Source organism: Cocleimonas sp. KMM 6892 (assembly GCF_035798195.1).
Classification (GTDB): Bacteria; Pseudomonadota; Gammaproteobacteria; order Thiotrichales; family Thiotrichaceae; genus Cocleimonas; species Cocleimonas flava.
In genome coordinates, this window is record NZ_JAPFBV010000003.1 from 340,462 (window position 1) to 355,516 (window position 15,055).

The 15,055-nt window shown below is 41.9% G+C and carries 13 protein-coding genes; 4 read left to right on the forward strand and 9 right to left on the reverse strand.

Annotated features, from left to right (window positions below):
- The 3 genes from OO007_RS10605 to OO007_RS10615 form a co-directional block, all read right to left on the reverse strand.
- The gene (locus OO007_RS10605) at positions 1-1,329 is read right to left on the reverse strand and encodes a sigma-54-dependent transcriptional regulator (RefSeq protein WP_325808776.1); all 1,329 of its coding nucleotides are present in this window, start codon (positions 1,327-1,329) and stop codon (positions 1-3) included.
- Positions 1,322-2,953, reverse strand: coding sequence for an ATP-binding protein (locus tag OO007_RS10610; protein WP_325808777.1), 1,632 nt, complete (start codon positions 2,951-2,953; stop codon positions 1,322-1,324). The genes OO007_RS10605 and OO007_RS10610 overlap by 8 nt, the downstream gene beginning before the upstream one ends.
- A gap of 238 nt (positions 2,954-3,191) precedes the next feature.
- A complete protein-coding gene (locus tag OO007_RS10615; protein ID WP_325808778.1) occupies positions 3,192-4,466 on the reverse strand; it encodes a hypothetical protein in 1,275 nt (424 codons plus the stop codon).
- A gap of 414 nt (positions 4,467-4,880) precedes the next feature.
- Here OO007_RS10615 and OO007_RS10620 point away from each other — a divergent pair, with 414 nt between their 5' ends.
- Together OO007_RS10620 and OO007_RS10625 are read left to right on the forward strand one after the other, a co-directional pair.
- On the forward strand, positions 4,881-6,032 hold the full coding sequence (locus tag OO007_RS10620; RefSeq protein WP_325808779.1) for a mandelate racemase/muconate lactonizing enzyme family protein: 1,152 nt from the start codon (positions 4,881-4,883) through the stop codon (positions 6,030-6,032).
- 80 nt (positions 6,033-6,112) lie between these two features.
- Positions 6,113-7,060, forward strand: coding sequence for a 2-hydroxyacid dehydrogenase (locus tag OO007_RS10625; RefSeq protein ID WP_325808780.1), 948 nt, complete (start codon positions 6,113-6,115; stop codon positions 7,058-7,060).
- A gap of 120 nt (positions 7,061-7,180) precedes the next feature.
- Here the strand turns inward: OO007_RS10625 and csiR are convergent, their stop codons facing one another.
- Positions 7,181-7,927, reverse strand: a complete 747-nt coding sequence (csiR, locus tag OO007_RS10630; protein ID WP_299878702.1) for a DNA-binding transcriptional regulator CsiR — start codon at positions 7,925-7,927, stop codon at positions 7,181-7,183.
- A 144-nt stretch (positions 7,928-8,071) separates the two neighbouring features.
- Between csiR and glaH the strand changes: the two genes are divergently transcribed.
- Both glaH and lhgO read left to right on the forward strand, forming a co-directional pair.
- On the forward strand, positions 8,072-9,052 hold the full coding sequence (gene glaH / locus OO007_RS10635) for a glutarate dioxygenase GlaH (protein ID WP_325808781.1): 981 nt from the start codon (positions 8,072-8,074) through the stop codon (positions 9,050-9,052).
- 80 nt (positions 9,053-9,132) lie between these two features.
- Entirely contained in the window at positions 9,133-10,347 is a 1,215-nt protein-coding gene (gene lhgO, locus OO007_RS10640; protein WP_325808782.1) for an L-2-hydroxyglutarate oxidase, read from the forward strand.
- 91 nt (positions 10,348-10,438) lie between these two features.
- Here the strand turns inward: lhgO and OO007_RS10645 are convergent, their stop codons facing one another.
- Genes OO007_RS10645 through OO007_RS10665 form a run of 5 tightly spaced genes read right to left on the reverse strand, consistent with a single transcriptional unit; the run spans position 10,439 to position 15,054 of the window.
- Positions 10,439-11,212, reverse strand: a complete 774-nt coding sequence (locus tag OO007_RS10645) for a sulfite exporter TauE/SafE family protein (protein ID WP_131907598.1) — start codon at positions 11,210-11,212, stop codon at positions 10,439-10,441.
- A 43-nt stretch (positions 11,213-11,255) separates the two neighbouring features.
- Positions 11,256-11,591: an NIPSNAP family protein gene (locus OO007_RS10650; RefSeq protein ID WP_131907599.1), complete on the reverse strand. Its 336-nt coding sequence runs from the start codon at positions 11,589-11,591 to the stop codon at positions 11,256-11,258.
- 52 nt (positions 11,592-11,643) lie between these two features.
- Positions 11,644-12,324, reverse strand: coding sequence for a fumarate hydratase C-terminal domain-containing protein (locus OO007_RS10655; protein WP_131907600.1), 681 nt, complete (start codon positions 12,322-12,324; stop codon positions 11,644-11,646).
- A gap of 2 nt (positions 12,325-12,326) precedes the next feature.
- Positions 12,327-13,262: a fumarate hydratase gene (locus OO007_RS10660; RefSeq protein ID WP_325808783.1), complete on the reverse strand. Its 936-nt coding sequence runs from the start codon at positions 13,260-13,262 to the stop codon at positions 12,327-12,329.
- Between the two features lie 40 nt (positions 13,263-13,302).
- Positions 13,303-15,054 (reverse strand): L-aspartate oxidase, encoded by a 1,752-nt coding sequence (locus tag OO007_RS10665; RefSeq protein WP_325808784.1) that lies wholly within the window; start codon positions 15,052-15,054, stop codon positions 13,303-13,305.
- Position 15,055 lies beyond the last annotated feature (1 nt).

Here is a 15,055-nt window from a genome sequence, read left to right on the forward strand (position 1 = left end):
CTACAAACCTAATCTCTGTATACGTCGTTTTAAAGCATGTCTTGAAACTCCAAGCTTTTCTGCAGCCAGCCCTTTCTTGCCATCACACTCTATCAAGGCACGTCTTACCAAATCACGCTCAGCATCATCCATCGCTTCTTTAATAGAGTCTGGTGATGTTTTTTTGATATCTTGGCGGTCTATCGGCAGCCACTCGGGCAATATTTTCTCGCCGGGGTATAAAATTGTTAAACGTTCGATAATATTTTTTAACTCTCTAATATTCCCCGGCCAATTATATTCTTCGAATATCTTTTTAATATCATCAGACATAACCAGAGGATTACAGCCTTCGCGACTCGATAAGCTTTGATTAAAAAAGCTCGTCAATAGCCAAATATCGTCCCTTTTTTGACGTAATGCAGGAATCTCAATAGGGATGACATTTAAGCGAAAATACAAATCTTTCCTGAACGTTCCGTTATCTACATTTTCTTGCAAATTCCGGTTAGTGGCAGCAATCACTCGGATATTCGCTTTTTTTTCCCTAGTGGATCCAACTGAGCGGTATTTCCAGGACTCCAGAAAGGTCAATAATTTTGCCTGTAACAATAGCGGCATTTCGCCTATTTCATCCAGGAATAAAGTGCCATTTTCAGCAACTTCAACTAACCCCGCTCTATTCGAATCGGCACCTGTATACGCCCCTTTTTCAACACCAAATAGCTCTGCTTCAATCAGATGCTCAGGTAAAGATGAGCAATTAATTTCAACAAATGGAGCATCCTTATTACCTGACTTATTATGAATTTCTTTAGCGACTAATGTTTTACCTACACCTGTTTCTCCAAACAGCAACACTGTTTTCGCTTTACTCTTGGCCACTATTTCCAGATTCGTGAGTAGGTCCAGCATGATAGGACTTTCACCGATTAAACTAGCCGAAGTAGTAGACTTTTTACGATGATATAAAACTTCTTTTTTTAATCTCTTTTGCGTCAACGTGTTGTTGATTAATAAAACCAACTCTTCCACATCAAAAGGTTTAGATAGGTAGTCAACCGCACCCAGCTTCATTGCACTTACTGCATCTTTTGTCTGACCATGCGCTGAAATCATAATGACAGAAACATCAGGATTGATTTTTAGCATCTGCTCCAAAACTTCTAAACCAGACATATCAGGTAATTTAAGGTCTAATAAAATGATATCTGGTTTTTCGGATTGGACCATTGATAGCCCTGATTCACCATCATAGGCTTCGACACAATCTATATTTGATTGCCTCAGTGTGAATGACAATGATTTGGCAAGCTGCACTTCATCATCGATGATCAAACATCTAATCATAATTGACACTCTCTTCTATATTTCTTTCTGTATTTTCTGTCACGGGAAATTTGATTTTAACTGACGTACCTTCACCGACAGTACTGTCAATATCAAGCACACCATCGTTAGTTTTTACGAGCTGAACACATATCGCTAACCCCAGCCCAGTTCCACCTGCCTTAGTCGTAAAGAAAGGTTGTTTCACTTTATCCAGATCTTCCGCTTTTATGCCGTGCCCCGTATCAGTCACGGTAATCTCAGCGACGCGATTATTTTGTACGGCCTTCAACCTTAAATGACCGCCATCAGGCATTGATTTCAAAGCATTCAAAATAATATTCATTAGAATTTGTCGAATTTGCCCAGGATCTACATGAATCTCAAGAGATCGCTGACCGAGCAGACTAATTTCAACACCCGCCTCTAAAGCAGTTGCAGAAACAAGAACCTGAACGTGTTTAAAAATATCTCGAATAACGACATGCTCTTTCTTTGGCTCTCTAGGCCGCGCATAATTCATGAACTCTTCAACAATTGCATCGGTACGATTTATTTCGTTATCGATCGCTTCCAGCATATTTTTGCGTTCAGGGTCCTTTTCAGAACAAATCAAACCATGAACGGTTGTGCTAATGGTTGCCAGTGGGTTGCGAATTTCATGGGCAATACCAGTAGCAAGGTTTCCCAAAGCCGCGCGCCTTTCAACATCGACTCTTGACGTTACCATTGCACTTAGTTGCTCGCTCATATTGTTGAAAGAACGAGCCAAGATGCCTAATTCTCCGGGGATATTACCATCCACACGAACACCAAAATCACCTCTGGCTATGGCTCTTGCACCTTTGATTAGTGGCGCTATGATGCGAGTCAATCGTTGCGACATGTTATAAAACAGCCACATCACAAAAAGACCAGATAGGATAACCAGAAAAAGCAACCAATAGCGGATTCCCGGGTTTGAAATCTGCGGACCGTTTTGTTTGAGCCCAATCGACCAACCGGGCAAAAATGAATAAGGTTTGGTAAATAGCTTACTTTTGTCTACCTTAACGCCGACCACATTTAATCTATCGCCGTTTGAAGTAATAATGACGGGTTCATACAAACCTGTTCGGTATAAAGATGTTGTTAATTCGGTTAATGACGTTAACCGTATTCTTAGCGCAATAACTCCAATAGACCTACCTTTACGAACCATTGTCTTATAGATATAAAACCATCCTGGCTTGCCTGAGGAAGGTGGAATAGGCTTGGAAATATTTACCCCATTAATTGAAGCATCTTCAAATAAAAGTTGGTTTTTTTTCTCCATTGATTTCGGCAAGGACCATTTGTAATTGCCTGCTAAATCATAAAACTCAACGCTGTAGATATCAGTATCACTGGTTTGAAAGTACAAAAAGTCTAAAAGTTGTTCAGGTATTTTCTCTATTTCAGTCCCTGAAAATAACTTATCTATTCCTTGTAAATCATCAAGATCATTTAAATGTTTGATCTGAGTTGCAATAAAGCTATTGATCTTAACGACTGTTGCCTGAATTTCACCTTCGATTTTTTCATCGATTAATCGATTATTAAGTGATGAATTGTGACTGTCGTACAAATATGCGATAACGATTAAAGGTAAAATTGAAGCTATCAAGGAACCCCATAAATATCTTTTAACTAACGTGAGTCGCCCCCAATAAGAAACCAAATGTAATCCCTCTAATTATTATTCTAAATATTGCACAGACTAACAGATAAGAGCGCATACCGCTCAAATCTTTAATTATTTAGAGTATTTATTATTTTAGATAGAGAATTTCAATGTTTTGAGCGATTATCGCTCCTAACCAAGAGAAAACTGAATTGATAAAAAGCCTATTAAAACCACACTTTTAGATGATATTTTTATTTGTTAAATCATCAATTAATTTTTGTAGTTCAACAGCAGCGGTACTAGTAGCGTTTTTGCTTTTGCTTTTTACCTTCTTAACACTTCGCTTCTTTTCTGGTTTTGAGTTCGAAACAATTTTAATTTTAGGATTCTTGTGTGTTGTTTTGGCCACCACCTTTGCCTTACTCATACTTTTACCAAACTCCCGCTCATAAAACGCTACTAACTCTGGATCTTTAGTATTTGAGTTCACAACAGTAGGAGCGTGTTTCGATGAGCTATTTACTTCATTACCGAACACCTGCTTATAAAATGCAACTAACTCTGGGTCTTTAGATGTTGACGTTACCTTCGCTAGTTGAACTTTTTTAGACTGGTAATTTATCTTAGATTTATTTTTAATTCTTTTTTTAGCGACTATTTGTTTTACAGCCTGTCTTGTCGTTTGTTTAGATAGGCTCTTTTTCTGCTTTCCAAAAACATCCATATAAAACGCAACCAATTGAGGGTCTTTTCCTTTCAACTTAGGATTTGGCGCTTTATTTAATCCCTTTATTGCCACTACCTGGGTAGGCGTGTATTGCTTGACCTTAGACTTTGAAGCCAGCTTAGTTAATTGAGCATTGCTAGGCGTGGGACTCTTCTGCACTACGTTCTTTGTTGATGTTTTTTTCAATGCCATTGTTGCCAATGGTGTAGGTCGTGAAGATAGTTTTTTCTTTTGGCTTTTCATGACATTTGCATAAAAGGCCATCAACGCAGCATCATTTGCATTTGCTTTAGGTGCTGCAGTCTTAGTGACTGGTTTTTGTTCATGTTTAGCAATTAAACGCTTATTGTTAACTGCAGCAGGTTTTGCTTTTGCCACAACAGCTTGTGTCGCTCTTGGTTTACTGAATGGCTTCACCAGAGGTTTACTCTGCGGCTTGTTCACTGCTTGCGGATGAGTTCTGGCCGGAGTCGGTTTTTGATAGGCAACTGCCTGCGGCTGCTCTATTGATTCGTCCGTGTAATCTTGAACCAGAATCACATTAGAATAACTGCTTCGAGAAGACGACTCATCAATAACGATAACGTCACGCTGGTTTGAATAATCGATAGGCGCACCTTCATAAACAACAACTTCAATAGGAGCAACCCTGTACATATCTCTGGCTTGCGCATTACTGATTGTCAGCACACTTGCAAATAAAACAATACCCGGCAACAAAAGATAAGAACGTGCATGCGGAAGCTCAGCTTTTGAACTGACTGAGATAGAATCAAACTTTTTCATACTTATATACCTCAAGAGACCACGTTCCAGTTTTCACCATATAGCAAAATCATAATTTTAAAAATAGTAGATTTGTACTAGAAGCAGAGGATTTAAGAATGCATTCATTTGTAACAGGACAGCCTCTCAACAGACTATAGTTAGATGAAAATACCTACAAAATAATATAAACATCAGTCTGTTACCTTTAGCAATTTTCATTTAGGCACCCCCCTACTTTGGAGCACTTTTTTTATAAACGACTAACAGTAAAAACACGATAAATAGAGGGATTCAATAATTCTATAAAGAATTAAGCAAAACTGCCGTCATGCTCAAACATTACGAACTAGAATCTAACAGTACTAGATTTTTTATCTAAAGATCAGTAGCTCGCTACCACCAGATTTTCTTACACATAAGCAGGTATTTAACATGATAAACCCACACCATAAAGACCTCGATTTATCGATCACGATTAAGCAATTAGATGTTGTGATCAAACGATTCAAGATCGAAACACCGGTTAAAACCTCTTTTGGAACAATGACGGAAAGGCCTGCCGTTTTTGTGCGCATTCAAGATGATCAGGGTGCTTTTGGCTATGGGGAGATTTGGTGTAATTTCCCCGCATGCGGAGCAGATCATCGTGCCAAGTTATTTGCCTCAGAAATCATACCGCGCGTTCAAGATAAACATTTCGATTCACCCCGAGCGGCATTCGAACAGATAACAAATTCAATGCATATACTAGCACTACAAACAGGCGAGTTTGGTCCGATAGCGCAAGCAATTTGCGGTCTGGATATCGCAATTTGGGACCTGGTTGCAAAACGCCACGACATCTCTTTACATAATCTCCTTAATGAATCGACGAATAATATTAATGTTTATGCCAGTGGCATTAATCCCAAAAATACTGGTGAAACAGTTGCTAAGCTGCAAGCGATGGGACACAGCCGTTTCAAACTGAAAATTGGGTTTGGCAAAGAGACTGATCTCAACAACCTTCAGGATGCAAGAGACACGATGTCTGACGGTCAAGAGCTGATGGTCGATGTCAATCAAGCATGGGATATCGAGACAGCTTTAAACGAGTTACCTGATGTTCAAGCCTTTAATCCTCGCTGGATTGAAGAACCTCTAAGAAAAGACTCACCGCTAAACAACTGGATCGCTTTCAAAAAGGCCTGCACCACTAACGTTGCAGGCGGAGAAAACTTTGATGACATGCTTGAGTTTGATCAGGCGATCGATGGTAACTGGATGGATATTTTTCAACCCGATGTTTGCAAATGGGGTGGCATCAGCAAAGGCCATGAGGTTGCTGTCAAAGCCAACCAATCAGGCAAAGTCTATTGCCCGCATTCACTAGGAGGCGGTATTGCCCTTGCGGCATCAGCTCATATTTTAGCCGCCAGCGGCTCTAGGGTTCCGGGCGTTTTAGAAGTAGACAACAATCACAATCCATTGCGTGAGGATGTCTTCCCTATCACTCCAGTCGATGGTCAAATATCGCTCGTTGATTTACCTGGTTTAGGCGTAGAGACTGATGTTCTCGATCATTACTTTAAAAACCCAGATTAAAACCTAAAAGCAGGAAGCAAAACTTCTATTAATCATCTATAAGACATCCATAAACGACAAAAACAGTAGCAGGAAAAACTATGCAAAATCTATTCGTCACCGGAAAAATAACGCCCGCAATGGAAGAGCAACTCAGCACAGCGTTTTCGCTTCAATTTGCTTATGATTTAGATGATCCGGCAAGCTGGTTACAAACACACGGTGAAAGCTTCAAATACGTACTTACTAGCGGTCACGAAGGTATCAAACCAGAATTTATGGATGCACTTCCTAATCTTGAATTAATCAGTAATTACAGCGTTGGTTACGATTCGATCAATATTCCGCTAATAAAAGAGAAAGGCATTCTAGTCACACATACGCCTAATGTGTTGAATGCCGAAACCTCTACTACTGCACTATTACTGTTACTCGCATGTTATCGCGACTTTATCTTCAATGAAGCGCACGCACGCTCGGGACGATGGGAACAAGGTAAAGCGCCCCTATCGCGCACAGCAGATAATCGCACAATAGGTATTATAGGATTAGGTCGTATCGGACAAGCTATCGCTGACAAACTAACGCCATTCAATACACGTATTCTTTACCACGGACGCAGCAAGAAAGACGTTCCTTACGAATACTTCCCCAAGCTCATTGATATGGCACAGGAAGCCGATGCAATGATTTGTATCACCACCGGCGGCCCAGAAACCAAACATTTGGTTAACCGAGAAGTCATGGAAGCATTAGGTCCCGAGGGCGTGCTCGTCAACGTATCCCGTGGCAGTGTAGTTGATGAATCAGCAATGATCGATTGTTTGGAAAATGGCAAACTGGGTTGGGCAGGATTAGACGTATTTGAAAACGAGCCAGTAATCCCCAAAAGATTACGAGACTTAAAAAATACGGTACTGACACCACATATCGGCAGCGCCACTCAGGAAACACGCACCGCAATGGGAAATCTTGCGGTCGAGAATTTATTGCAGCATTTGCGCGAAGGAACTGTGCTTACTCCAATTCCCGAATGTGTTGAGAGCTAATGACTGATTGAATAATGGATAAATAATAAAGAAGATAGTCACCCCCCTACTTTGGGGCACTTTTTTTAGTTAGACCTATTTTTTGTTAGCACAGCTTTTAGCTAAAACAGTCAGGGTGGCTTAAAATAATGACGGTTTACTTTCTTGCAATAAAAGGCTCGGGATCAACAAATGTTGTTTGATGATTTCGATTGCCTTTTCTTGATTGCGATCGAGTAAAGCCTCAACCAGGTCATCATGCTCTTGTCTATTGGCATCATAAACGCCGTGATCAGACATATTCTTCTTAAGCCATAGATTTCGATATCGGGAGGCTTTTTCATAGAGAGATCGCCTCACCTGTAATAACGTTGCAGAACCACAACCACTGGCAATCGCAGTATGAAATTTCTGATGTATTGCTTCCCACTGTTGTACGTCATCGTCTGTTTTTTCTAATAACTCTCCTGATTTTTTCAGAAGGTGATTAGCCGCAACAATCGAAGCCTCCCACTCATCATTCCCATTGGCAATGGCTAGCTCAACGCAAAGTGCCTCAATATGTGATCTGGTTTGATAGATGTCTATCATCTCTGCCAAGGAAATAGGATGTACTTTAAAACCTCGCTGATTTTCTACAACCACCAGCTGTTCCACCAAAAGCTGAGATAATGCTTCACGCAAAGGGCTTATTCCGACGGCATAGCGTTCTTTTAAAATAGCCATTTTAAGTTTTTCGCCAGGCGCAAAATAACCACTGAGGATATCGCCCTTTAACTGCTGAAGCACCTGAGAGGAAAAGCTATCAGTCGTTTCAGAGGGATTTACTATGGGTTTGGCTGTGGATTTATCGATATTTTTCGTCATTGATGAGATTACAGAACCCATTAAAGTCAGTTAAAGTGATTAGAATAGACGTATTCTATTCTTTATTGACATAAAAGTTAAATGACTTAAATAAGTTAAAATATTGACATTAGTACAAAATGTCGACATTATTCGCTATCACTTTTCACCACCAATGAGATCGCCATGAATTCGCCAGACCTACACCTTATCAATACTGCTAAACCAGATGGGTTCAGCGTTAAGCCTTCTTCAGCCAGTGCACGTCTTCAGGTTGTTACTTTGTCTCGAGAAACCATTGCTGCTTTCAAAATCAAATGTGAAGACTTTCCCGTTCAAGCGCTCGAATACAAACCCTTTCTGCGGTTTGCAATTGCAGAAACGCTCAATGAACTGACTAAATTTACTTTGGGAGAGACTTTAAACAGCATAGTAAAAAGTCGCGAAACAGGTGCCTTTTTACTTGAGTATGAAGGCCAACCAACAACGCCTGAAGAAGCCTACGAAACTGGTGATTTTCATGTTCAGCTATCTACAGCAATCTCTCATATCGTTGGCTTACCCAATCATGACGCGATGATGAATAAATATTATGCGCGCTTCACGGTGGAAAACAAAGACAACAGCGATAGCTACTTACGCCAGGCACATCGTCGTATGGAGCTACACAACGATGGCACCTATGTTAATGAGAAAACAGATTTCGTATTAATGACGAAAATGGCAGAAGAAAATATGGAAGGTGGTGACTCACTCATCTTGCATCTGGATGACTGGGAAGAGTTAGACAAGTTTTACAATCACCCTCTGGCAAAACAAGATATGCAATGGGGCTCACCTCCGAGTAAAAACACACCGACTAAAGTCTATCACCCCGTTTTTCTTGATGAGGATATCGACGGTGATAATGATAGTGATAATAAGGGTGGGCCACGTTTGTCCTTTATTGATCAATTTGTCGAACCACAAAATCGTGAACAAGGTCTATACCTGTATGAAATGGGCAAATCCTTAGAAGCAGATACGAACTGCATTAGTGTTCGTGTTGATGTCGGGTCCATGCTGGTGTTACAAAACAACATCTGGCTCCACGGACGCGATAAGTTTGTCGCAAACGAAGGCTTGCGTCGTGAGTTGCTTAGACAGCGTGGTCATTTCACAAACTGATAGCCTTTTAGAGCTTATTCCACGAAAATAATGATCGATAAAAATAGCCTGAAGCCTAGTGCTTCTCAAAGAGGTAGATTGTGAGTGCTGCAAAGTATGACTATGTAATTGTTGGCGGAGGCATTGTCGGTTTATCTACCGCCATGCAATTACAGCAATCTTTTCCTGAGAAAAAAATACTCTTATTAGAAAAAGAAAACCAATTTGCCAAACACCAAACAGGTCATAACAGCGGAGTTATTCATGCTGGCGTCTATTATGCTCCCGGAAGTCTGAAGGCAGATTTTTGCAAACGCGGCGTTGCTGCAACTCTGGCATTTTGCGCCGAACATAATATTAAAGTCGAGCAATGCGGCAAGCTTTTAGTAGCGACCAATCAACTCGAATTAGAACGTATGGGTGCATTGTTTGAACGCTGCCTAGAGAATGGTCTTGATGTTGAGCTATTAACACAAGCACAACTGAAAGAACGCGAACCAAATATCATCGGCCTCGGTGCAATTTTTGCCAAAGACACCGGCATTGTTAACTACCAACAGGTCAGTATGGCAATGGCCAAACAGTTTGAAAAATTGGGTGGTGAGGCGCGCTTAAACCATGAAGTCACTGATCTTGATGAATCTGCAGACCACGTGACGGTGTTCGCAAAACATGAAGGCAAGAGCGAGGAGTTTAAAACAGATTTTTTAATCACTTGTTCGGGATTAATGGCCGATAGAACCACCCGAATGCTAGGGATAAAAACGGACTTCCAGATCATCCCATTTCGTGGTGAATACTACCAACTACCCACAAAATACAACAATATTGTTAAGCACCTGATTTACCCTATCCCTGATCCAGAATTACCTTTTTTAGGGGTTCATCTTACGCGCATGATCGATGGAACAGTCACCGTAGGACCCAATGCCGTACAAGGCTGGAAGCGTGAAGGTTACGGAAAAATTAACATCAGCCTACACGATGTATTAGACATGATTCGGTTTAAAGGTTTTTGGAAAGTGCTACAGGCTAACTATAAGACTGGCCTTGTTGAAACCTGGAACTCATGGTGGAAACCCGGCTATCTAAAGCTGGTTCAAAAGTATTGCCCCCAATTAACCGTCAACGATTTAACACCTTATCCCGCAGGGATTCGTGCCCAGGCTGTGATGAGTGATGGCACCTTAGTACATGATTTCTTGTTTGCAGAGAGCCCTAGAAGCTTACATGTATGCAATGCGCCTTCACCCGCAGCGACATCTGCAATTCCGATTGGGGAATATATTATTAATAGACTGCCAGTCAGTGATTAATACAGCATAAGACAATCAGTACAATAGCTTAAATATATCAAAGGCACCCCCCACCTTTGGGGCCTTTTTTCTTATTCGGTTGTAAGTATCACTACATATTCTTTGATAAAAATTGCACGATAAAAACAATGCCTAAAAGTAATAGAACCGACCAGATGACCTTCTGAAAAGTATTTGCATTCAATTTTCCTGAGAACCAGGTGCCAACCAGCGTAGCGAATAAAGCCACCGGCATCATAACAAAGAAAAGCCCGATAACTCTCGGTGTAACAAGTCCTGCGCCAAAATAGCCAAAAGGAATGAAAATTCCACTTAACAAAAAGAAGCTATGAATCGTGCCTTTAAATTGTGCTGGCGACCAGCCACGTAGGCTACCGTATATGCCAAACACAATCCCACGAAACGCGTATGCTCCACCGAGCACGCCTGCCAAAAGCCCGAAGAAATAACTCCAGCCATTTGCTTTCAACTGAATCTTTTTTGCCGGAGATAAAAACCAGATTGCCATTATAATAAGCACGCAACCCAGAAGGCTTTTCACCAGCTCATTATCGGTAACTCCAAGTAGCAATATGCCAAATGGAAAACCCAGAAGAGCCATGCTGGCGGTTCGTTTTAAGGAGCCAAATTGAACGTGCGCCCTATCCTTCCATAAGGCCACAAATGACATTAACGTGGAAATAAAAAGTATAAAGGGAACCGCTTCACTGATATCAATCATCAGTGATAATAGTGGAACTGCAATGACGCCATCACCAAAGCCTATTGCTGCTCTGGTAAACAAAGCCAGCAATACGATTAAAGCAATCCAGAAAACATTTGGGTCAGCGATAACGAGGTTAATTGAAGAGAGAATATAATCCATATTTTTATTAAAGCCCCGTAGGTAGCTAAACCATCAAACGCATTTATTCGGCATTGCTATTTTTGCCACCAATAGGACTAAAGTCCGCAGGGATTAAAATTTTATTCTCGATATGACTTACCAAGGGTCTCATCTGCACAGCATAGTTTAACCATTCTTCGCTTGCTTGTAGTTCTGCTCTGCGGCTATAGCGATCATCCATTGAGTCGTAACCCCACATGTGTACGATCTGGTTTAAAGGGCCAATATCCGTATAAAAATAACCAACCATATTGCCCAATATACGGATTTGCACATCCTTACCTAACTCTTCGTAGAGTTTCAGGAAGGGTTTTACATTGCCATTTTTTAGTGTGTATATTCTTTCATCGATAAACATTTCAGAGTCTCGCAAAGTATTAGTATTCAGGTAATTTAATTAGAGAAATTATTTAGATAAGCTCGTCGCTACGATCGTCAGTTTCACCATAACGGCTCAGTGCAGGCTTCTTTAAACCTTCATAAAGCTTATCCAGTTTTTGATTGATCTTTTTGCCTTCCTGTTCAAACAGGCTATTACCTTTAAGATCGCTATCTACGATAAAAGGACCGAAGTTTTCCACATCGAAAACCCACATTGCCTGTGCATTACCAAGCTCTTCGTACCACTCGACTTGTCTAACTTTTTTAATACCTCTACCCAATAAAGCGCCTGTTCCGTAACCTACGGTTGTCAAGTAAACAGCACCTGCCGGAACATAGAGTTCTTTATATTGTTCGCTGGTCATTCCGCCTTTGCCGATAATGATTTTTGCACCGGATTTCTTAAACCAATCAGTCATCCATTTGGCAAAACGGAAACTGGCTGTCGCAGTTACACCACCGACATTAAAGGTTCCATCAGGCTCAATCGCCGCAGCAGGCGAACAATGGAAATTCACATTACTAAGCGCGGGTAGATCTAGGGGAATATCAAAACCATCTTCTAATACACGCTTGTAAACGCCTTCTCTGCCGGTATAAATAACGCCGTCCAGATAAACGATGGTGCCTATTTCCAGTTTTTCTAAATCTTCCTGTTGCACAGGAACCTGAAGCCTAACTTCTTTGAATTCTTTATTTGTATCAGCCATGTCTATTCCTCCCATCCTGTTGTCTCACGTCTCATATAAGGCGTAAACCAGTTTGGATCTGTACGATAAGTTACTGTGCCATCTGCATGTATACGAGCCGTTGCACGCCTTGAAGAAAGACAGAACATGTGCACGCTCATCGGCATACCACCAGTGTGGGTGTAACCCACTTCGATATGACAATCCGCAACCATCGAGGCGCCGACAAAGCCCATCGCACCCATACCAATATCATTACCCATTTCTTTGAGTTCTTGTTCGAGTTTGGCAATCTCAGGATCAGGATTAGCCTCCCCCACAGTGCGCAAACAAGCTGCCTGCTTACCCAGAACCATCGTCGTATCTTTTGAACCGCCAAGACCAATACCAACAACTGCCGGCTGACACGCTAAACCACGTTTACCAAATGAAACTAACGTATCGAGGAAAAATCGCTTGATGCCGTCAATACCATCACCGGGAAACAACATTCTGTAGTCTGTACCGAAGAGTCCACCCTTATGCACGGTGGTAATGTCGATCCAATCTACACCTGGCTCAAAACTCCAGTCGATTTCTGGTGAGTTAATACCCACGTTATTATTGTGATCTGTTCTCCATAGTGGATGAACGCGATTAGGACGTAACGGGATATCGTGCGTTGCTTGTGCAGTTGCTTCACGCAATGCTCTTTCTATTGCGATTGGACCGCCTTCAAATTTAGCGTCATTTCCAACTTTTACGTAATAACGAGGCAGGCCAGAATCGGCACACATCGGGCGACGATCTTCCGTTGCCGCATCCCAGTTTTCCATCATTGTCTTTAGAACAAATTTGGATAAACCATCCTCTTTTTGAACCATGAACTCGATACCCTTTCGATAATCTTGTGGGATATCGATCGCCGCTTTACCCATAATCTGGTAAGCGGTATCTTTAATTACTTTATTAGAAATCATCGTGTGGTCTCTCTTAATATTCTGTTATGTATTTGTATGCTTAGCGCTTAACTTCGGGAGCGGTTTCCGAGTAATCATCAATTAATGATTCACCTGGTTTGATAATAGAAAAGTTAACCGGTGTATGAGTAACGCCGAAGTTGCCAGATTGATTACGGGCAACGGTAAAGTAGGAGTCTTCCATCGTTCCCGGCTCGGGGAAATCTTCACGACAATGTGCGCCGCGGGAGTTCTCGCGGGATAAGGCAGCAGCCGCTATTACTAGCGAGATTTCGATCAAATTATATAAATTCAACCAGTCATGCCAGGTTGGATTAAACACGGTATTTTCTGCACCGATACCATTTTCGAGCAATTCCTCACGCAATTCCTCAACTCTTGAAATACCTCTCTGGATACCTTCTGCGGTTCGCATAACGCCAACATCTTCCCACATAATATCCATGAGCTTTTCGCGTAGATCATTCACATTTACGCCACCTTGTGGTGATGTGAATGGCAGCAGTGCCCGATCGATTTCTGCTTTGATAATGTCTTCATCGGCTTCCTGAAGCTCATCAATATCGGCAACATACTCAGCCATCGCTTCACCAGAAACACCACCGTAAACGGTAGAGTTGGCAACGCCGTTTCCGCCCAGTCTATTTGCTCCGTGAATTCCGCCAGCATCTTCACCAGCTACAAATAAACCCGGTAATTCTGTTTTAGTATCGGTATCACAGATCAAACCACCCATGAAATAATGTGCAGTTGGTACGACCTCTACCAAGCCTCCTGCCAGATCAAATCCGCAGTCAGCACAGCGCTTTACCATGCCTTTGAATTTTTTCTTAACATCCTCAACACCAAGATGACTCATGGCGATATAAACACCGCCATTTGGCGTGGTGTTTCCTTTTCGCATTTCGGCATAAATACCACGACTTACGATGTCTCTAGTGGCACGTTCTCCACGTTCATCGTAGTCAAACATGAAGCGTTCTTTGTTGCCATTTAGCAAATGCCCGCCAGCACCACGCAAACCTTCTTCCAGTACTGTGCCTGTCATACGAGTATCTTTACCTGCCAACAATCCGGTCGGATGAAATTGCACCATTTCCATGTCACGCAGCGGTAAACCAAGGCGTAAAGCCATCGCTAAGCCATCCATGCTCTTCTCACCCGATGGTGTGTAATAGCGATACATGGTTGGGCCACCACCGGTTGCCAGCAATACAGCTTTAGCTCGAACCAGTCGCATTGAACCGTCGCGCATATTGACCATCAGCACACCAGCCAGCGCATCACCTTTTTTATTCGGTATTAACGCCAGTGCTCTATGCTCTTCAAGACGATCTATCGGCAGCGCGAGTACTTGTTCCATCAGACGGCTGATAATCTCTATTCCGGTAAGGTCGCCTTTATGCACGGTGCGATCCGCTGTTTGTCCTGCAAATGCTTTATGATGCAATGACCCATCATCTTCTCTATCGAAGAAGCAGCCTATTTCATTTTCAAGCTCTTGCACTCGGGTTACTGCAGTCTCACAAAGTTTCCATGCCAAATCCTGATCAGGCAACCATTTACCGCCAGCAATGGTGTCCATGAAATGTCGTTCAACAGAATCATCATCACTCATTGCAACGTTGTAGCCGCCCTGTACCATTCGAGTACAACCGCATTTGCCCATCAAGCCTTTCACAGCGATGCTGATTTTTAGATCTGGATTAGCTTTATAGGCGTGTAATGCTGCTAATAAGCCAGCTCCACCAGAGCCAATAATTAAAATATCGGTATCGTTTCTTTCTATCATG